This is a genomic window from Cryobacterium glucosi, from assembly GCF_004402235.1.
Taxonomy (GTDB): domain Bacteria; phylum Actinomycetota; class Actinomycetes; order Actinomycetales; family Microbacteriaceae; genus Cryobacterium; species Cryobacterium glucosi.
In genome coordinates, this window is the sequence record NZ_SOFS01000031.1 from 1 (window position 1) to 18,837 (window position 18,837).

At 63.9% G+C, this 18,837-nt stretch carries 24 protein-coding genes; 13 read left to right on the top strand and 11 right to left on the bottom strand.

Annotated features, from left to right (window positions below; all coding sequences use genetic code 11):
• Positions 1-673: 673 nt before the first annotated feature.
• Positions 674-880, bottom strand: a complete 207-nt coding sequence (locus E3O46_RS13350; RefSeq protein WP_134447220.1) for a hypothetical protein — start codon at positions 878-880, stop codon at positions 674-676.
• A 399-nt stretch (positions 881-1,279) separates the two neighbouring features.
• Here E3O46_RS13350 and E3O46_RS13355 point away from each other — a divergent pair, with 399 nt between their 5' ends.
• The 4 genes from E3O46_RS13355 to E3O46_RS13370 all read left to right on the top strand — a co-directional run bounded on the left by E3O46_RS13355 (position 1,280) and on the right by E3O46_RS13370 (position 6,381).
• Positions 1,280-2,545 carry an IS256 family transposase gene (locus E3O46_RS13355; RefSeq protein WP_241987423.1) on the top strand — a complete coding sequence of 422 codons (1,266 nt, stop codon included), beginning with the start codon at positions 1,280-1,282 and terminating at the stop codon, positions 2,543-2,545.
• A 272-nt stretch (positions 2,546-2,817) separates the two neighbouring features.
• Complete coding sequence (locus E3O46_RS13360) at positions 2,818-3,636, top strand: hypothetical protein (RefSeq protein ID WP_134449476.1); 819 nt, start codon at positions 2,818-2,820, stop codon at positions 3,634-3,636.
• A 382-nt stretch (positions 3,637-4,018) separates the two neighbouring features.
• Positions 4,019-5,614 carry an IS21 family transposase gene (gene istA / locus E3O46_RS13365; protein ID WP_241985107.1) on the top strand — a complete coding sequence of 532 codons (1,596 nt, stop codon included), beginning with the start codon at positions 4,019-4,021 and terminating at the stop codon, positions 5,612-5,614.
• Positions 5,614-6,381: an ATP-binding protein gene (locus E3O46_RS13370; protein ID WP_134449011.1), complete on the top strand. Its 768-nt coding sequence runs from the start codon at positions 5,614-5,616 to the stop codon at positions 6,379-6,381. The genes istA and E3O46_RS13370 overlap by 1 nt, the downstream gene beginning before the upstream one ends.
• Positions 6,382-6,644: 263 nt before the next feature.
• Here the strand turns inward: E3O46_RS13370 and E3O46_RS13375 are convergent, their stop codons facing one another.
• Positions 6,645-6,953 carry a hypothetical protein gene (locus tag E3O46_RS13375; protein WP_134449843.1) on the bottom strand — a complete coding sequence of 103 codons (309 nt, stop codon included), beginning with the start codon at positions 6,951-6,953 and terminating at the stop codon, positions 6,645-6,647.
• Positions 6,943-7,260 carry an early set domain-containing protein gene (locus E3O46_RS19040; protein WP_134449842.1) on the bottom strand — a complete coding sequence of 106 codons (318 nt, stop codon included), beginning with the start codon at positions 7,258-7,260 and terminating at the stop codon, positions 6,943-6,945. The genes E3O46_RS13375 and E3O46_RS19040 overlap by 11 nt, the downstream gene beginning before the upstream one ends.
• A gap of 382 nt (positions 7,261-7,642) precedes the next feature.
• Here E3O46_RS19040 and E3O46_RS13385 point away from each other — a divergent pair, with 382 nt between their 5' ends.
• Positions 7,643-8,194 (top strand): hypothetical protein, encoded by a 552-nt coding sequence (locus E3O46_RS13385; RefSeq protein WP_134449841.1) that lies wholly within the window; start codon positions 7,643-7,645, stop codon positions 8,192-8,194.
• A 449-nt stretch (positions 8,195-8,643) separates the two neighbouring features.
• On the opposite strand, the gene E3O46_RS13390 is transcribed toward E3O46_RS13385, so the two are convergent.
• The 4 genes from E3O46_RS13390 to E3O46_RS18935 form a co-directional block, all read right to left on the bottom strand.
• Positions 8,644-8,868 (bottom strand): GlsB/YeaQ/YmgE family stress response membrane protein, encoded by a 225-nt coding sequence (locus E3O46_RS13390; protein WP_370295010.1) that lies wholly within the window; start codon positions 8,866-8,868, stop codon positions 8,644-8,646.
• 65 nt (positions 8,869-8,933) lie between these two features.
• Positions 8,934-9,602 carry an Asp23/Gls24 family envelope stress response protein gene (locus tag E3O46_RS18490; RefSeq protein ID WP_134561854.1) on the bottom strand — a complete coding sequence of 223 codons (669 nt, stop codon included), beginning with the start codon at positions 9,600-9,602 and terminating at the stop codon, positions 8,934-8,936.
• Positions 9,603-9,845: 243 nt separating this feature from the next.
• Entirely contained in the window at positions 9,846-10,064 is a 219-nt protein-coding gene (locus E3O46_RS13400; RefSeq protein WP_134561893.1) for a CDGSH iron-sulfur domain-containing protein, read from the bottom strand.
• A gap of 161 nt (positions 10,065-10,225) precedes the next feature.
• Positions 10,226-10,747: an iron-containing redox enzyme family protein gene (locus tag E3O46_RS18935; RefSeq protein ID WP_338145027.1), complete on the bottom strand. Its 522-nt coding sequence runs from the start codon at positions 10,745-10,747 to the stop codon at positions 10,226-10,228.
• A gap of 172 nt (positions 10,748-10,919) precedes the next feature.
• On the opposite strand from E3O46_RS18935, the gene E3O46_RS18940 reads away from it, so the two are divergent.
• On the top strand, positions 10,920-11,120 hold the full coding sequence (locus E3O46_RS18940) for a hypothetical protein (RefSeq protein WP_338145028.1): 201 nt from the start codon (positions 10,920-10,922) through the stop codon (positions 11,118-11,120).
• A 213-nt stretch (positions 11,121-11,333) separates the two neighbouring features.
• On the opposite strand, the gene E3O46_RS13410 is transcribed toward E3O46_RS18940, so the two are convergent.
• From E3O46_RS13410 to E3O46_RS13425, 4 genes are all read right to left on the bottom strand, one after another.
• Entirely contained in the window at positions 11,334-12,275 is a 942-nt protein-coding gene (locus tag E3O46_RS13410) for a mechanosensitive ion channel family protein (protein ID WP_198413481.1), read from the bottom strand.
• A gap of 65 nt (positions 12,276-12,340) precedes the next feature.
• Entirely contained in the window at positions 12,341-12,670 is a 330-nt protein-coding gene (locus E3O46_RS13415) for a hypothetical protein (RefSeq protein WP_134449839.1), read from the bottom strand.
• The gene (locus tag E3O46_RS13420; protein ID WP_241985141.1) at positions 12,667-13,308 is read right to left on the bottom strand and encodes an Asp23/Gls24 family envelope stress response protein; all 642 of its coding nucleotides are present in this window, start codon (positions 13,306-13,308) and stop codon (positions 12,667-12,669) included. The genes E3O46_RS13415 and E3O46_RS13420 overlap by 4 nt, the downstream gene beginning before the upstream one ends.
• Complete coding sequence (locus E3O46_RS13425; protein ID WP_134449838.1) at positions 13,305-13,871, bottom strand: RNA polymerase sigma factor; 567 nt, start codon at positions 13,869-13,871, stop codon at positions 13,305-13,307. Before E3O46_RS13425 ends, E3O46_RS13420 begins: the two co-directional genes overlap by 4 nt.
• A 123-nt stretch (positions 13,872-13,994) precedes the next feature.
• Between E3O46_RS13425 and E3O46_RS13430 the strand changes: the two genes are divergently transcribed.
• The 7 genes from E3O46_RS13430 to E3O46_RS13460 all read left to right on the top strand — a co-directional run bounded on the left by E3O46_RS13430 (position 13,995) and on the right by E3O46_RS13460 (position 18,561).
• Positions 13,995-14,429, top strand: coding sequence for an Asp23/Gls24 family envelope stress response protein (locus E3O46_RS13430; protein WP_134449837.1), 435 nt, complete (start codon positions 13,995-13,997; stop codon positions 14,427-14,429).
• Positions 14,426-14,620, top strand: coding sequence for a DUF2273 domain-containing protein (locus E3O46_RS13435; RefSeq protein ID WP_134449836.1), 195 nt, complete (start codon positions 14,426-14,428; stop codon positions 14,618-14,620). The genes E3O46_RS13430 and E3O46_RS13435 overlap by 4 nt, the downstream gene beginning before the upstream one ends.
• 83 nt (positions 14,621-14,703) lie before the next feature.
• Complete coding sequence (locus E3O46_RS13440; RefSeq protein ID WP_134449835.1) at positions 14,704-15,030, top strand: hypothetical protein; 327 nt, start codon at positions 14,704-14,706, stop codon at positions 15,028-15,030.
• Entirely contained in the window at positions 15,027-15,608 is a 582-nt protein-coding gene (locus E3O46_RS13445; protein WP_134449834.1) for a DUF6286 domain-containing protein, read from the top strand. Before E3O46_RS13440 ends, E3O46_RS13445 begins: the two co-directional genes overlap by 4 nt.
• A complete protein-coding gene (locus tag E3O46_RS13450) occupies positions 15,605-16,219 on the top strand; it encodes a hypothetical protein (protein ID WP_134449833.1) in 615 nt (204 codons plus the stop codon). The genes E3O46_RS13445 and E3O46_RS13450 overlap by 4 nt, the downstream gene beginning before the upstream one ends.
• A gap of 204 nt (positions 16,220-16,423) precedes the next feature.
• On the top strand, positions 16,424-16,918 hold the full coding sequence (locus E3O46_RS13455) for a Dps family protein (RefSeq protein WP_134561855.1): 495 nt from the start codon (positions 16,424-16,426) through the stop codon (positions 16,916-16,918).
• 1,082 nt (positions 16,919-18,000) lie between these two features.
• On the top strand, positions 18,001-18,561 hold the full coding sequence (locus tag E3O46_RS13460; RefSeq protein ID WP_134561856.1) for a recombinase family protein: 561 nt from the start codon (positions 18,001-18,003) through the stop codon (positions 18,559-18,561).
• The last annotated feature ends 276 nt before the right edge of the window (positions 18,562-18,837 follow it).

The following is an 18,837-nucleotide window of genomic DNA, read 5'->3' on the forward strand; positions in this document are numbered from 1 at the left end:
GCTGGCAGGCCGTGTTCACGGCGGCCTGCGGCCCGCCGCGAACCGCGACCATCTGACCACCCAGCCAAACGGCGCAACCGGAGCAGGAACACCACCGGCAGCAAGGCCGACCGCACCGCCATGCCCACCACCAGGAACCTCAGATCAACTCCGAGCGAAACCGCTCACCCAAGCCGACCGGTGGATCGAGGCTAAGCTGGCCGCCTTCACGGATGCCGGGGTCCTGAAGAGTGACGAGCGCGTCGCCGAGGCGGTTCGTTTCATTCGGAATCCGCCACTCTGGCCAGGGATGATGCCGTTCTATCGGATCATGTTCGCGGGAGCCGTGGCGTCGCTTCCCCTGCAGCACCGGCTGCTGCTCGGAGCGTCGTCCACCTCAGAGAATGCTGCCCGCACTCGCCTGGGACTGGAGAAGCGAATATTCATTGAGAAGGCTCGAACCCGGGGTTATCCAACGAACGGGTGGGGGATGAGTTCTACCAGTCGACACTCAGGGCATAGTTGACGCACCCGGACTCCGTATGGTGTCTCCACCGTCGCCACGTTCATCTCGTGGCCGCACGCAGGACATACTGGTCCCTCTCCGGGGATGTCGCCATCGTTCATCGTAGGATTGTGCCTCACATTGTGAAGGCCCACGCCGACAGGCGATGCAGGCTTTCGTGCCCCGGGATTAGCTGCGCAGAAGGCTGACTATGTGTTTGTCGCGTTCGGCGAGAGCAACAGTAACCCTCTTATCGATCAGGGCTGTGAGCTCTGCCATGGCTTGGTGGGCGTACTCGTCCGCGCTGACTTCTGTTGTTGACGTTTTAAAAACATTTTCCGATGACCGTGCTTCTATGTAGCGAATGATCGCGTCTAGTAATTCGCGATTTGGCATTATATATTCCCCCCGAGTGTGGCTCTTGATCCCAAACCTAGTCCTTCATGCCATGGGCCGGCAACGAGCACCACGCGCGCAGATTTTGCAATAAATGTTTTACACGGGTCTTGCCTGCGTCCGGCACCCGGCATGACATGAAGGCGGAGGAGCTTGACGAGTTTCTCCGGCCGCCTCATCGAGGCCCTGAGCAGGTATCAGGTCGCCATGACGCTGGCCTGGGAGTCGTCGGCCTGGCGGCTGCGTTCGAGGGGCCAGTTCGGGAAGTAGGTACCGGTGCACAGCTTCGGGATCGCGACGTCGAGGGACGCACATCAGGGCCCGGGGGAGGGACTATACGATTTTCGGTGTAACTCCTAACAATGGAGGTGCCTGATGACTGATGTGATTCTTGGCGTGATGGAGGACGAGGCCGTGGCGACGGTGAAGCATGAGGACGTGGTGGATGGCCGGCTCGTGGACCAGCTGGTCGGGCGGGCCCGGGAGCAGGGTCTCGCTCTGACGGGCGAGAACGGGTTGCTGGGCCAGCTGACGAAGATGGTCCTGGAATCCGCGCTCGAGGGCGAGATCACCGATCACCTCGGTTATGAGAAGCACGAGAGGTCCGGGTCGGCCTCGAACGCACGGAACGGGTCCCGGACGAAGACGGTTTTGACGGATATCGGGCCGGTCCCGATCGAGGTGCCGCGGGACCGGGACGGGTCGTTCCAGCCGCAGATCGTGCGCAAGCACCAGCGGCGCCTGACCGGAGTAGACGAGCTGGTGTTGTCGCTGTCCGCGCGCGGGCTGACCCACGGTGACATCAGCGCGCACCTCGCCGAGGTGTATGGGGCCGAGGTGTCCAAGACGACGATCTCCACGATCACTGACCGGGTGCTCGAGGGCATGACGGAGTGGCAGAACCGGCCTCTTGACCCGGTATATCCGGTGATTTTCATCGACGCGATCCACGTCAAAGTCCGCGACGGGCAAGTCGCGAACCGGCCGATCTACGTGGCCCTGGCCGTGACTGTCGAGGGCAACCGCGACATCCTCGGGCTCTGGGCCGGGGACGGTGGCGAGGGCGCGAAGTACTGGCTGCAGGTGCTGACCGAGATCAAGAACCGGGGTGTCCGGGACGTGTGCATGGTCGTCTGCGACGGGCTGAAAGGCCTCCCCGACTCGATCGGGGCCGTGTGGCCGGAGGCGATCACCCAGACCTGCGTTGTGCACCTATTGCGGGCCAGTTTCAGCTACGCCGCACGGCAGGACTGGGACAAGATCGCCAAGGCCCTGAAACCGGTCTACACCGCCGCGACCGTCGACGCGGCCGAGGAACGCTTCCTCGAGTTCGTCGAGGCGTGGGGGAAGAAGTACCCGGCGATCGTGCGGATGTGGGAAGCGAGCTGGGCCGAGTTCGTGCCATTCCTGCAGTTCGACGCCGAGATCCGCCGGATCGTCTGCACGACGAACGCGATCGAGTCCGTCAACGCGAGGATCCGCAAGGCCGTCCGCGCCCGCGGCCACTTCCCCAACGAGTTGGCCGCACTGAAATGCGTCTACCTGGCCGTGATGAGTCTGGACCCCACCGGCCAAGGACGAGCCCGCTGGACCCAACGATGGAAGGCAGCCCTCAACGCCTTCGACATCACCTTCAACGGCCGCCTGTCTATCCGAGACAACTAAAAATCAAACCCAGTTACACCGAAAACTTGACAGACCCTACGAGCGTCGCCCGCTCACTGAGGGCCACGAAGGCGGCCGGCCGGTGCTTGCTACTGCGGTTAACCGCAGTTATTGCCTCACGACGGCTGAAAACCCAGACGCCACGACATCCGGCCTAGGCTCAGCGCCCTTTAACAGGGAGGCTGGGACATCATCGCCGGCCGAGAACATGATCCATTTCGCTAAGGAGCTTCGTGTCCAGAATCCAAGACGGGTCAAGGACCGAGGGCTCAATGATCGTGCCGCCCAGTGACCAAGAACCCATAGGCACCAACAGCAGAGTGCCCAGTCATCGTTCTTGGCGTGGCTGGACGCGCACGCGAATTGTCCAGCTTGCTGCCGTCGTGGCCGCGACAGGGGTCGTCGCCACGATCGTCGTCCTCTTTGTCCGGCCGGTGGGGACCCAGTTCCCGTGGCATACGCACATTGTCTCGACCACGTTTTGGGTGGGCGAGGTCTTCGACCCGACGGCCGCAGACGGCAGCCAGGTTCTCTCCACTTATAACTCGCTCTGGATCCAGAGCTTTGGAGGGTGTGACGGGGTTCTCACTGATGGGTCCTGTCAGACCGAGCAGCGCAGTGGCGTCAATGGGTTTTTTCCCAGCCAGATGACTCCGAAGGAGAACCCGTTCTACCTGGATCTTCCCTTCGATGACGTCCACGATCAGACTGCCCTATCCATGCGCCAGAAGGTGATTCCGTGGGCGGGGGAGCCGGACTACGCAGCGCCTGCGGGAGATCCTACGGCGAGTCTGATGAAGAACAGGTGGGTCAGGATTCGGGCGAACGGGCAGACTTGCTACGGCCAGATCGAAGACGCCGGCCCCGGCAGCTATCACGACTCCAGCTACGTTTTCGGCTCCAACGATCAACGACCCGAAAACCGCAAGTTCAACGGTGCAGGCATGGACGTGTCCCCAGCGCTGAACGGGTGCCTACATTTCACCGACGTCAACGGGGAAGCCGACACTGTCGACTGGCAGTTCCTCGCAGCAAGCGACGTCCCGGCCGGTCCGTGGACCGCGATCGTCACGACCAGCGGAACACGCTAACACCACACAACACACCTGGCGCCTGGTGCAGTTCCTCGAGGTGCGTACGTCTGCCCATGATGAAAACTGCACCCGGGGTGCCGCCGTGAAGCCCCAGCTATGAGCGATGAGCGGTTGCAGGGCAGGGCGCAACGAATGGGGAGGGTGCGACGATCGCAATAGTCGCGAACGAGCTTGCGGGATTGCAGGAGAACCTCAGTACTTTTGTGAGTTGCCGGAACTGATCGGAGGTCGGTTGGTTGGCGAGTAGCCCTTGTTGGTACTTCCAGTCCACGTAGTCGGTACCCCTTGTTCTGGGTAGTTGGTACGGCCTGACCTCTTCCGATTCTCTAGTCGAAGCGGGGACACATCGGTGTCGCCGCTTCGATGAGACGGAGGCAGTATGGCCAACTACCGGAAGATCATGGAGCTCGTGCTCCAGGGGCGCAGCTACAACGAGATCGTCGAGATTGTCGGGTGCTCCCGGCGCGATATTTCGGCGGTGAAGAAGACCATCACGGCTCGCAGCATCACGGCGGGGTCGGCAGAATCGATGACCGACACCGATATCCAGGCTTTGTTCCCCGATGGGCGCAAGCGGGTCTCTGACGAGTATGAGACCCCGGACTTTCCCGCCGTGCTGCGGTCGATGAAAGCCAATCGGCACTTCACCCTGCAGCAGAGTTGGCGCAAGTATGTCGGTGCTGGCGGGCAGAGCAAGAAGTATGGCTATGCGCAGTACTGCCACCTGTTCGGTGAGCACCTGCGGACCAATGACCTGGTCGCGACGCTGCAGCACGAGCCCGGCCGGGCGATGCTCATCGACTGGGCCGGTGACACGATCGACCTGGCGGACGCGGTCACCGGTGAGACCACCCGCGCCTACCTGTTCCTGGCGGTGCTGCCGTTTTCCGGGGCGTTGTTCTGCCACGCGACGGTGAATATGAAGTCCGAGGCCTGGCTTGACGCCCACGTGAGGGCGTTCTCTTTCTTCGGCGGCGTCCCGCAGATCCTCGTCCCGGACAATCCCACCACCGCGACCCACCGGCGCACCCAGGGAGACACGGAACGGATCGTCAACGCCCGCTACCAGCAGCTCGCCGACCACTACGGCACCGCGGTCGTTCCCGCCCGAGTTCGCCGCCCGCGTGACAAGGCGGCCGTGGAATCGGCGGTGAACGTCGTGAACAAACGCGTCATCGGCTACCTCGCCGAGGATGTCTTCACCACCCTCGGCGAACTGAACGCCGAGATCGCAGTGCGGGTGAAGGAGATCAACCATGACATCCGCCGGGCGAACGACACCACCCGGTGGGAGGTATTTCAGGCCGAGGAAGCCGCCCAGCTGGGCCCACTGCCGGGCGACCGGTTCGAGGAAGTGGAGTGGAAAGAACTCAAGGCCGGCCGCAACTACCACCTCAGCTGCGACGGGCAGCACTACTCCGTCCCGTTCAAGATGGCGGGCCGGCTGCTGCGCGTGAGGCTGACGTCATCACGGGTGACAGTGTTCGACGGTCAGGACATCGTCTCCGAACACGCCCGCAAGCTCGGCCGGAAGGGCCAGTACTCCACCCTCCCCGAGCATGTCCCGACCCAGCACCGCGACATCGAGGGGCTGTGGTCCCGGCGCTGGTTCGTGGACCGCGCCCGCTCCTTCGGCCCGGCGACAGTGACGGTCATCGAGCAGGTCCTCGACCGGCAGAAGATCGAGGCGCAGGGGTATCTGGACTGCCAGAACATCCTCGAGGGCCTCGGCAAAAGGAACCGGGGGCGGCTGGAAGCAACCTGCCAGGAGCTGATCAACCAGCGCGGCCACGCCACGTATTCGACGCTGAAGCGGATGATGGCCGCGATCGACAGCGACCGCAAACGGCCCGGCCCGCTCATCCCCGCGGCCTCGACACGGAAACCGGCCAGCACCGTCGCGTTCCGCGACACCCTTCTGGACGTCTATGTCCGCGACGCCTCCCACTACGCCCGCGGAACGGAAGAACTCTGATGTTCACCAGCATCGACTACGACAAATTCCGGGCCCTGAGGGTCACCCACGTCGCGACCCGGTTCGAGGAACTCATCCGGGACGAGACCAACGACACCCTCACCCCGGAACAGCTGTTTCTGACCGCGATCGACTACGCGCTCGAGCAGCGACGACACAGCCGGATCGAGAAACTCATCCGGCAGGCGAAGTTCCCGATCCCGAACGCGTCGGTCGCTGAGCTCGACTACCGCGAAGGCCGTGGCATCACCCCGGTCCGGATGCGCCGATACGCGGCTCATTCCTGGCGGGCCGATCCGACGAACCTGCTCATCATCTCGCCCAGCGGCGGCGGCAAGAGCTATCTCGCCTGCGCGATCGGGATCGCCGCCTGCCTGAACGAGCACACCGTCACCTACGCACGGATGGACGACCTCGCCCGGCGCCTGATCATCAGCCGAAGCGATGGCATCGCCCACCAGCGACTACTCAACGAGCTCTCCGACGTCGACCTCCTCATCATCGACGACTTCCTCACCGTCGGCATCGACAGCGACGCCGCCAGCGACCTGTTCGCGGTGCTGGCGAACCGAGAACACCGCCTACCGACCGTGATCGCCTCCCAGTCAGGCCCGGCCTACTGGGTCGAGGCCCTCCCGGATCGAGTGGCAGCGGACTCGATCGTGAACCGGCTCGCGAACCATTCCCGCACCATCAACCTGGGCCGCGTCGACATGCGCAAGATACGCGACGACACCGCCCGCGCCAACAAGGAACACTGGGAATAAGACTCACCGGGGCGGTGCTGGCAGCGGCGGTCAACGACCCGCTGCTGCCAGTACCACCTCGCCAGAAGATCAGTACCACCTGAGTGGACTAACGGTTCCAACTACGGCTACTCGCCAGTTGGTCATCAGGGGCTTTCGTGGAATTCTGCAGCAGTGAGTTCGAAACTTGATGCCGGGATCAACCGTGCCGGGAGAGTGTCTGTGAGGTTTTGTCATAGGCTGTCCGCGAGGCCTGCCAATTTGGGGTACACGCCAGCTTGATCTCACATGGGGTCAGGGCCAGGGCATTCGTCGTTGTACGACGTTGTAGTGTGTGGCGTTTTCTCTTCGAGGTGGCTGTCCTGCACCAATTGCTGGACCGGCATCAGTTCCATAGCCGTCACGCCCAGCTCGGTGAAGTGCGTGAGAGCGGCAGGGCTTGATAGGCCCGCGTAGGTGCCGCGAATGTTGTCCGGGACGTCAGGGTGGGTCTGGGTGAAGCCTTTGACGTGGACCTCGTAGATCACCGTGTTGCTGAGCTGTGTCAGCGGTGCGCTGTCGCCGGTCCAGTCCAAGTCCGGGTCAGTGATCACGCAGCGCGGTGTAAACCCGGCGGAGTCGCTCGGGTCCAAGTGTTCGGGGTTGTTCTGGTCGTGTCTGAACATTTCCTGGGCCCACGCGTAAGCGCCCTCTACGGCGCGGACGTGGGGGTCGAGCAGCACCTTGAGGGCGTTGTGACGTAGCCCGTTGGAGGCCGTAGCGCGTACCGATCCCCGCCCCGGGAATCAGGCCGTGGAATACGTGGCCGGTGCGCTCGGCCAGCGGGGTGCGGGTGTCCACGCCCGCGTCATCGAAGGAGCAGAACTCGACCAGGTCGGCCGTCTCGGAATACACCGCCATGTTGATGCCCCCCCGCAACCGGGGTGGCACCCAACGGGTAGGGCAGAGACCGGGATGCGACGGAGCTCATGGGCCCCTTTCAGTTGGAATCGACGCGCTCAGGACGAGAACTGAATCGTCGCCATCACGGCCGAAACACCCCGAAACTGGAGACCACCTATACCGGTTGATGACAACCCGGTATCCGCGGCGGTGCGCGTTTTTCGCAGTCCACGGGCACGTGGGGGGTGCGCAGGGCGTGGGCGCTCGGACTGGGAAAAACCTGTGAGGCGTGGTAGTGGTGGGTGCCGGGCGTGAGAAATCGGTCGCGGCGCCCGTCGTAGTTAGTGTCTGTCCCTGTGCATTCGCGTCGGGGAAGAACCGTACTGAAAGGGAGTTCACCGTGACTGGACGCAATACGTTTGTTCGCAGCCTGCATGATGTGGGGTTGGCCGTATGGGCGGGCGGGGCATTGATGGGAGCTGTTGGGCTCAACGGGAGCGCCGCGACGGCGAAGAATCCCCGGGAACGATTGGCCTTGGCCAGTGAGGGATGGAAAAGGTGGGCGCCGGTACAGGTAGCCGCCCTCATCGCCCACGGGGTCGGCGGGGCCGGCCTGATCCTAGGCAACAAGGCGCGTCTGGCCGGTCAGCCCGAAGCGCGCGCGAACACCATCGTGAAGCTGGCGCTCACGGGCGTGGCCGCGGGAACAACCCTGTATTCGGGCATCTTGGGCACGCAGATGAGCAAGCACTCCGGGGAAGCCACCATCGGAACCACCGAAGGCGGTCCCGGCGCGTCCGCGGAACTCGAATCTCTGCAGCGTCAGCAGCGCGTGTTGCAATGGGTGACGCCGGCTCTCACCGTGATCTTGATCGTGCTCGCCGCCCAGCAAGGCGAGCAGCAGCGCCCGATCGCCGGATGGCTGGCACGATTCTCCCACACCTCCCGCTGAACCGAGAACCCCTGATTGGGCCCCACTGGGGGCCACACTGCGGTGACGCAGTAGCCGCCACAACCGCGCGCAGCTGGCCTGTGGGACGCTTTCCTTGCGAGGGCCAGCGCGCGTTGTTGCTGCAAGACGAGTCGCTGCCGACGACTTGACCGGAGCTTGCGGAATGTGCGGTGCAAGCCACGGAATCTGAGTGCACTGGGTGCACTACCTGGTTGTTATACGGGCCTGCGCATGAAGACATCCGGCACGCTCAGATTTACCAAGGCCGTCACGAGGAGGGTGCGTCCAGCTTGACGCAGGGTGGGAGGCGGGCTTTGGAACGTGCTCTGTTCATAGTCGGCAGCACGCCCAATGTCGGTTTGGCGCTCGGCCTTGGTCCGGTCCGCTTTGACGGGGCGGCCCGGACCAACGCAGCGAGGTCCTGCCCGGGTGCCCGGACAGGATTAGTTTTAGGCCGTCCGGCGGCGGTCTGTGACGAGGCCGTAGATCAGCAGCACGACGATGGAGCCGCCGATGGCGAGTAGCCAGGTTTGGATGGAGAAGAAGTCCTGGAGCGGGGCTTTGAAGAGCAGGCCGCCGAGGAACCCGCCGAGGAGGGCGCCGATTACGCCCAGGAGGAGGAATCTGAAGAAGCCCATGGTGGGTGCTCGCTTTCTAGTGTTGGACCGGGTGATCGCCGAGGTGGCGGCACCGGGGGCGGAGCTTTGTGCGGCAGGCCGGAGCCTGCCGCACTGCAGGGTTAGCTTGTGAAGGCGTCCTTGACGTTTTCGCCGGCCTTCTTGACGCTGGCGGATGCCTGCTCGGCGCGGCCCTCGGCGACCTTCGAGTCGTCGTTGGCGGCCTTGCCGATGGCCTCGTTTGCCTTGCCCTTGAGGTCTTCGGCGGCGTTGTTGATCTTGTCGGATGCACTCATCGTGTTCTCGCTTTCTGTGTTCATTGGGGTGCTGCTGGGGGGAACCGGAGCAGGGTGTGCCGGGGAGTTGGAGACCGAACCGGCCAGCGGGTCGGCGGTGTCGTCTGGTTCGTGGATGTCGGCAATGGTGACGTTGACCTCGGTCACGGTCATGCCGATGAGGTCTTCTACGGCCCGGACCACGGCTTCGCGCACGTCTGCAGCAGTTTGCTGCAGGCGAGCTGGGTACTGGGCCACGAGTGTGACGTTGACGACTACGTTTGCCTTTTCAACGTCTACGTCGATGCCTTGGCTTGCATCGGTGCCGTTGATGGTTTCTCGGAGTGCACCGAGCGCGCGCGCCATGCCACCGCCGAGGGCGTATACGCCGGTGACGTCGCGGGCGGCGATGCCCGCGACTTGCGCGATGATGCTCTCGCTGATGAATGTTTTGCCCGCACTGCCGCCCGGGTTTTCAGAGGGCAGGGTCACCGCGGACGGGGACGAGAACGCCATAGTCGCACTCCTTCGCTTCAGCACTATGTAGTCGATGCGGTCAAGTCGTCAGTGTTGCACCGATGTCGTACCCGACGACGGTCACAGTTATGACGTGTGGACTGGCCGATTCGTCACATCGAGTGGCAAAAAATACCCGTGAAGGCCCAGGACCCGTCCGGACACCCGGTTCTCGTCGGATGTGGATGCGCCCGGCGTTCGGCGGTGGTCGAAATCCTACGCACGGGCTCCCGGCGGGTGCAACTAACAGGGCTGGTATCGCGGCGGCGGGGGTTCGGACTGCGGGGCGGGGTTCGTGGTGAAGCTGACGAGCTTGTGGGTGTCGTCGCAGAATGGCTTAATCGCAGACACACCGCAACGGCAGAGCGCGATGGATGCGCGGGTTCGGGGTATTTCCCCGTTCTCGTTTTGCAGCTCGAAGTCGCCGCGGACAAGCAGTGGACCGTCGGGGCGGGCTGTGATTGGGGGGGGGGGGGGGGGGGCNGGGGGGGGGGTGCGTGTCTGCCCGGCTCATGGTGTGGTTGTGGCCGCCGGCGGGAAACCCGCCTGGGGTGAGGTTCGTAGGGAAGGCTTCCCGTCTTTCCAGGTGGTGAGGATGTGGTCGGCCATCCGGCCGTCCAGGGTCAGGCAGGTGTTGGCGCCGAACGTGATGTCGGCGACGGCGACGGCGACGGCGACGGGGTCGTCGTGGGCGAGGAGCCGGCCAGGTCGCGGCCGGCGATTTGTTCGTGTACGGCATCTGCTTCGACCTGTTCGTCAAAGTATTCGGTGACCGCGTCATCGAAACCGAGGCGTTGGAAACCGTCGGCGTAGAGTCGATTCGGGATCGCGGACGTCATCTCGAACGCCGCCAAGTGCCCCACCAACGCGCCCACAAGGCGACGATTCAACCCGAACAGGGACATCGTGTTGAACGAGGCCAGGGTGATTGCCGGCACCGCGTCCACATACGCCCCGTAACGGTCGTCGAGCCCGACGCCGCGCATCGTGGCGGCGAAGAGCACCGAATACATCCGCTCCACCCGGCCGCCCCCGTACTCGTCGGCCTGAATCTCGATCAGGGCCGCCTTTGCCCGCCCGGTGAGGCGCGGGATCGCCGAGGAATGCGGGTCGGCCTCTTTGAGGGTATACACGGAGCGGTGCACGATGAATTCGATGGCTTGTTCCCGGGTGGCCGTTCGTGCCAGGTTCCGGGCCAGGCTGGGGTCCGGATGGGTGCCGGTGAGGGTGAAGAGCGCAGACCCGTTGGGGCACGGTACGGCGAAGCTGCGCCTCGAGGGCCCGTTCAATCATGATCCGGGCGCTGATGGTGTCGGGGTGCCATCCCCAGTCCTCGTCGCCGGGAATGACGCCGCCGTAGTGCAGGCCGTAGAGCAGGAACAGGGTGAATTGAACGTCGTCGTCGACCAGAATGTCGCCCCCGTTCTCAAGGGCGCCGGCTACGACAACGCCAAAGCCGTCCAGGAGGGCCTCAGGCGCTCCCGCGCCCGGGCGGTCGGGACCGGAACAAAGCTTTGAGGAGCTGCTCGCTGAGCGGTCCGCGCGCCGAGAAGAGAACGCGGGGGAGAGTGTTCGTGATGCCGGGAATCACGGGGCTTCGATCAAGTGGTCGTGCTATCAAATCTTCTGGGGAGGTGGCGGCGCGTGCCTGTTCGGGGGCGGAGAGTGTTGCCGCCGAACAGGCCCGCGCCGGGTGGTGCCGGGTTGCGGGTGAAACCCGGGTGCTGTGTGTTAGCGGGCGTTGTTCATGCGGCGGGTGGTGCCGGCGTCGGTGGGGTTGAGTGTGTTGTGCACCTTGTACTTGGCCTGCTCGGCCTGTTCTTTCACGCTGGGCGCTTTTTGGGCTTCGAGGCGCATTTTCGGGGCTTCTTCTTCGGCCTTGGTGAGGTAGGACTCCCAGCGGGCTTGCATTGGCTTGATTAGGCCGCCGCCGGCGCCCACGATGATGACGCCCGCGATGATGGCCAGCACGGCGATCAGGATCGGGGTGGTCACGGTCGTGGCGACGTCGATCTGGTTCAGTGCCGCCGTCACGCCCAGGAACAAGATGAAGATGCTGGCAATGTTGGCGAGGACTTTCCCGTAGGACAAACCGCCCAGGGTTCCCTGGATCAGTGTTTTCGCGCCTGCCGCGACCGCTGCGGCGATGACGATGATGATGATCGCGACGATGATTTTCGGCAAGAACGCGATGATGCCAGCGAGCAGGTCGCTGACCGGGTTGGGTCCAAAGACGCCGAACGCGAACTGCAACACGAACAGCACCAGCGTGTAGTACAGGATCTTTCCGATGATGTCGGAGGCGTCCAGGGCGGAGCCCGCCAGGGCCTTCTTGACTCCGCCGCGTTCCACGATCCGGTCAAAGCCGACCTTGTCCAGCAGTCGTGCCAGCGCTTTGGAGATCAGTTTCGCCACGACAAGTCCGACAATCAGAATGACCAGGAACAGCAAGAGTTTGGGGACGAAGTCGATCAGAGTGGCCAGCCCACCCGCGAGAGCGGTAGTGAATTCGATAGGCATGTCAACCTCCAGGGTTGGATTGGGCCGACGGGTCGGCACGATGTAGTCGGAAACGACGGCGTGTGGCAGTTCAAGCGCGCCGCATGTCAAGCGCACCGCACGCATTTCTTCGGAAAGGCCGAAGAACGCAGCGCACAAGGCGCGAATTGTCACACAGCTCTGGGTAAGACGTACGACGTCGGTGATTCCTCACGCGCGGATCCGAAATCGTGGGAACGTCAGTCGATGCTGGCGACCGTGACGCTGATGGTGTCGATCGGTTCAGCGGCCCGGATGGCCGGGTTGGCGGCGATCGTGTCGTACACGAGGCGAGACACCGAGGCCGCGGATTTCGTGTCGGCGACACCGATGCGCGCGGAAACGCTCAGTCCGGCGTGTCCGTTGGAGACCGAGACGAGAGGGGGGGACACCGTGCGGGTAGTGATTGCGTCAACGACGGCTCCAACGATCGTCGCGAGCAGCGGCGCGGTCGGGTACAGGGTGCTCACGCCCGGCACGGCGCGTACGGCGGTTTCCAGGTCTGCAGCGAGAGCGGTGGTATCCGTCACGGTGTGTCCTGTCCGATTTCGGGATCGTGCCGGGTGAGGTAAATGTTTTGAATAGTTACGTCGATGGCCGCGATAGTGAGTTCGGTGTGCGCGCTCAACGCGGCTGCAACGGTTTGTCGGAGCTGCTCGGCGAGGGCCGGAATGCTCTCGCCCCGGTAAATGCTCGCGTTGATGGCGATCGTGATGGGCGCCCCCGGCGTGGCGAGGTCACCGTCGAGTCGGCAGCGGCCGACGATGAGGTTGGCGACGGTATCGCCGGCCGCGCGCACGAGTCCGCGTACGGCTCCCTCGGTGACGAAAAGTCGGGCGTGCGGCGAGGGATGTTCGAGGGGTATGTCGCGTCCGGATCGGGCGTCGCGCACGATTCCGTCCATGATCGCGGTGACCCAGCTGTCGTCGCGCACGTCTGCCCGGTCGGCTTCGTCCTGGAGTAGGGAACTCATCGCGGAGCTCAGGCGCTCCAGCGAAGCGAGAGCGATTTGACACGCCGGGGACGTGTCGATCGACAGGTTGGCGGGTACCCGGCCGCGGTCAAGGTAGTCGTTGAGTTCCTCGATGGTGTGGCCATCGAGGTGGCCAGGCTCATTGTCGGAGAGGTACCAGTCCGAGGTGGCATCGGGCATGTTCGGTGGTGTCATCGCCAGGCCTCCATCTCGCGGATCAGAGTTTTGCGGGCGCGGGCGAGAAGGCCGCGGATCGTGGAGACAGGTAAGTCGAGTTCTTCAGCGATCTCGGCATAACTGTAGTCCCCGAATTCTTTTAGTTCCCAGCATCGACGCTGATTTGTGGGTAGCTCGGACAACACCTGGGACAGTGCCTCGCTCCGCGAGAGCGCCTCAACCGCAGTGATCGGCGAGTGATGGTCCGGTGCGGGCACGTCGAGGTTGTCGAGACTGGAATGGTGTCGCCTGGCGCGGATCCGATCGATGCTCTTGTGGCTGACGATGCGCATCAGCCACCCCTTCGCCAGAGCGGGATTTTCCAGGGTCGGCAGCTTCGCCCACGCGGTGATGAACGTTTCCTGGACGACGTCATCTGCTTCGTCGTTGGATCCCAGGATCCGGGTCGCGTAGGCGCGCATCAGGGGGCCGTGCCGGCGCACGAGCACCTCGAACGCCCGGATATCACCGTCAACGGTGCGCTCGACCAAGGTTCGGTCGTCAGCATGCTCAAGCAGAGCCCTGATCTGGCTGTCTGGCACGGCCGCCCCCCTGTTCGCTGGGAACACTAGCACCTCGCGTGACGAAGTGACCTTCCTTTACGACTACACCATAACCAACATAATTCCCCCGGTCCCGGGGCGGACAACACAGGAGCGTCACTCATGAACAATCCCACGTCACCGACTCTTTCCCCCACCTCGAGTTCCGCAGCCGCCGCCGGGCGGGGTAAGACCGTGATCAACGACGCGGTCGTGGCGAAAATCGCCGGCATCGCAGCCCGGGAGGTCTCTGGCGTGCATGCCCTCGGCGGTGGTGCCGCGCGGGCTCTCGGCGCCATCCGGGACGCCCTGAACACTACTGACGTCAGCCAGGGCATCAGCGTCGAAGTGGGCGAAACCCAGGTTGCAGCGGACGTCACGATCGTGGCGGAGTACCCGGTGGCCCTGCAGGATGTGGCCGACCGGGTTCGGTCCGCGGTGATCGGCGCCATCGAAGACCTCGTCGGCATGGACGTCACCGAGGTGAACGTCACCATCAACGACGTGCACCTGCCCAGCGATGACAAGGACCAGAAAGCCGAGGCGCGAGTCCAATGAACACGGCCACGAAAACAGGCGCCCTGCTGGGCGCCGTGCTCGCGCTGACGTGGCTCGTCTTCGGGTTCTGGCCGTTCTTCTTCGTGGCCGTGGCCATGGGCGTGGGAGCGACCCTCGGGCGGATTATCGAAGGCAAACTGAGCGTGGCCCGCCTCGTCGACGCCTTCCGCGGCACCCGATCCTCCTCATGACCACCCTGACCCCGGTGGCACCGTCCCTTCCTGTGTTACAGCTCGCTCCCGGTCTCGTTCCGCCCGGTCGTGGCCGGACAACCGTGTCCACGCGCGCTCTGAACAGGCTGGTGTCCGCCGTCGCGGCCGAGGCCCTCGGAGTGAGCGTGGCGACGGTGGGTACGACGATCACCGATGACCGGGGCAGTCTTGCCCTGACCGTCAGCGCCCCGATCCCGATCCTCTCTCTCACCCGGGTGGCCCGTGACCCGTTGATCGTGCCGCGGTCTGGCGGGACGATTCTGGAGCGCGCCGAGCAAGCCCGGCAGCACATTCATCACCGTGCGGGGGAGTTGACCGGATCCGTCGTCTCCTGCGTAAGTGTGCAGCTCACCGGCGTCGACTTCAAAGCAGAGGACCGGGTCACGTGACCACATACCGTTCCACCTATAAGCGGATCAGCCGCCGCGAGCTGCATTCGCCGCGTTCGGTAGCAGCAATCACACTTGCCATCCTGATCAGTGCCGTCTGCCTGTGGCTGATGAGCGAGATCGTGCTGCACCTGCTCGGCCGGCCCGGCCTACTCGCCACCCCCTCCGAGATCGCCCACACGGTTGCGGGTGTCGGATCTGCCCCGCCGGCCCTCGTGGGCGGGATCGGTGTCGCCGCCGTCCTGATCGGGGTCCTGCTGCTGTTCCTGGCCGTCGCACCGGGCCGGCGTTCCCGGCATTTGCTGGCTATCGCGCGGGCCGTGACCATCGTCGATAGCGAGGTCATCGCCTCCGCCCTGGCCCGGGACGCCGCCCGCGCTGCGGGAGTAGCGCCGGACAACGCACGGGTAACCGTGACAGGCCGACGGGTGACGGTGCACCTCACCCCGACCTCCGGAACCCCGGTTGACCAGACGGCCGCCCTCACCGCCGTCCAGGGACACTTGCATGAACTGGGACTGCGGCGCGTGCTGCAGCCCCAAGTCGTCGTGGCCGCCGTGGGAAAGGTCGGTGAATGAACTCCACTAACCGTGTCCTCAACCGGCTGTTCATTTTGGTGGTCGGCCTCGTCATTTTCAGCGGCGGCGCAGCCTTGCTGCTGGTGGCGATCGCAGGGCCCGTCCGTGATACCTGGACGCACTCGGCGGCGATCGGGGTTTCCGGGGTGACCCGGTGGCTGCGCGCCACTCCACTCCCCAACCAGCCCATGCCGATCAGCGGCAGCTGGTTGTGGCTGGTCGCACTTGCAGCCGGCGGGGCACTTATCATCCTGCTTGTCCTCTTCATCATCCGACAGGGCCACGGCCACACCCGCCAGCTCATCACCGTCGGCGGAAATGCCGGTATGGTTCTCGTCGACTCCCACGTCGCCGAGCACGCCATCCAGGACGCCCTCTCCGGCCGGCCGGAGCTTGTTGCCTCCCACGTCTCCACCTATCAGGTCAAACACCAATCGGTGTTGAAGGTGGCCATCACCTGCCGGCGCGGTATCTCGCCCCGGGAAGCCAGCCGCATAGTCACCGAGGTATTGGTCGCCTTCGACACTCTGCTCGGTGGGCAACTACCCGCCCTCGTACAGATCAGCGCTGGCATCCGCGCACGCACAACACAAACTACCCGCCTCCACTAACTCCCATCCGTTCGGGAATCGGCCCATCCCGAAAGCACACGATCACCCGGGTTCGACTACCCACACGCCGGCAGCGCACCACCGAGACAACCCAGAACTTTGCTACCAACGCACAGCCCCGAAGACGTGTATATGCTTCGCTCGCCGGAGTTGTTGCCCCTGAACATGTTCGCTCTCGCTCCATCAACCACGAAAGGCACCCTCATGAAAGCATCGGCAGAATTGGGCTCCAACCTGCAATCCATCCTGGTAGACGTGATCGAATTGCATCTGCAGGGAAAGCAGGCGCACTGGAGTGTGGTCGGCCACAATTTTCGGGATCTGCATCTGCAACTCGATGAAATCATCGACGCCGCCCGCGCGTTCTCTGACGAACTGGCCGAACGCATGCGCGCGATCGACGCCCTGCCCGACGGTCGCAGCGAAACGGTGACGAAAGCCACCCACCTCCCGCCGTTTCCCGCAGGAGAAGTCGACACAGGAGACACGGTTGTTCTGATCACCGAACGCCTCACGGTTACCGTCGATAACATTCGTGCTGTGCACGATGCAGTCGATGCGGAAGACCCCACCAGCGCAGACATTCTGCACGGAATCATCGAGAAGCTGGAGCAGTTCGTGTGGATGGTCAGCGCCGAAAACCGGGTCCCGCGGAAACCATCCAAAAAGACGCCCACCCGCCCCGCCGGGACGGCCTGACCGGCCCATGATCAGACCCGAGCCCCTACGTCTCCGGCACCCCGCCGGACACGCAGCGGAGGCCAGCTTTCATGACTGCGCGGATGCGGCTTGGGCGGTGAACAGCAATGCCGAGCGGGCGCTTGCTCTGGCCGTAGAATTGTCCGGGACCGCTCCGCGGCCAGGGTCAGGCAAGACAGTGGAGTATTTCGAGGTCCTCGCGACGTTGGCGTGTTGCGACCATATAGCGGAGCGGGCAGCCCAAGCGCATTCGGACGCGTTGGCAATTGTGAATTAAGCCGGCGTCGAGCCGGCCGAACTCTTCCGCGCAGAAAACGCGGCGGCGGCGACGTGGGGTGTTTTCGCCGCTGAGGGTGCGGGGACCCATCTAACGGCGGACACCGGTATCTCGGGTTCTGGGTGGCGGCTGAACGGCACGAAACCGTGGTGTTCTCTCGCTGGCACACGTAGCTATGCGCTCGTCAGTGCGCACGTCACCGCCTCCAGCGGGCGACTATTCGCTGTGAGCCTCCGAGACCCGGGCGTCACACCCGACGTGGATACGTGGGTCAGTTAAGGGCTCCGTGCAGTTCCAAGCGGCCCGGTGTATTTTGATAACGTGCCGGCTGTGCCCGTGGGCGGTCCGGACTGGTACCTGAGCCGGCCCGGTTTCGCGTGGGGCGGGATTGTCGTTGCGGCGTGCTGGCTAGGAGGCGCGGTTGGCGTCGCCCGTCGGGTGTGGGCTGCTGCGTTGGAGAAGGATCCCGATCAGATCCCTGCGGCGCACCTGGGCGCGTTGGACGTGGCACTCACGGCCGCCCGGACCTCGTTGATCACCGCCGCAGAGCAGATCGATGCGGAACCGCAACAGGCGCGGACGGGGCGTATCTGGCAGCCCGGGTGCGAGGCCTGGTTGCAGAAGTCGTCTGTATTGATGTCGGTACACGTCTGCACGGAGGCATCTCGTCGTTTTGGGGTACACCCCAACTAGACGTCAGGCCTACGTGGTCAAAGCCGTCAGGATAGGGTTCTATTCGGATTGGTTGACGGCCTTCGTTTCTGGGTTATAGAGTTCAACCTGACAGAAGAGGCAGGAGAACCCCGTGACGGGTCAACGAGTTGGATACGTGCGAGTCAGTACCCTCGATCAGAACACCGTCCGTCAGCTTGATGGTGTCGACGTTGACCGGGTGTTCGAGGACAAGGCGTCGGGGAAAGACCTGAAGCGTCCCGAGCTGGAAGAGATGATCAAGTTCGTCAGGGATGGCGACACTGTCCTCGTGCACTCGATGGATCGCCTTGCCCGCAACCTGGAGGATCTCCGCTCGATCGTGCGCCGGCTCACGGCGAAGAAAGTCCGAGTCGAGTTCGTGAAAGAACAGCTCTCCTTCACCGGGGAGGACAATGCGATGGCGAACCTGCTCCTGAACGTGATGGGGGCGTTTGCTGAGTTCGAGCGTTCTCTGATCCGTGAACGTCAACGCGAGGGCATTGCCCTGGCGAAGAAGCGCGGCGTCTACCGCGGCCGCGCACCGTCGCTGGACGCGGCGCGCGCCGCGGATTTGCGGGAGAAGGCTGCACTCGGGGTGCCGAAGGCTGCTCTGGCTCGAGATTTTGGTATCAGCCGCGAAACCGTTTACGCCTACCTCCGCGCCGACGCCTGAAGGATTCTCCGATGAGGTAGCCATGCCTGCGACTGAGGGAGTGGGGCGTCTCCGCGGTATCTCCGTGCCGGGCGTTTCCGACACTGACAACTGTTTCCGACGTAAGGGCATTTCTGTCCAGCCAATGTTCAAATAGGCGGGGGTATTGCATCGGCGCCCGCCGATCGGTAGGGAAGCCGGCCCCCGCGAGGTCCTTTCGCATTTCCCGTCCGAAGGCGTACAGGCCGTAAAATCCGACAGCAGTCGTCCCCATGAAAAGGACGACGATGGTGACCA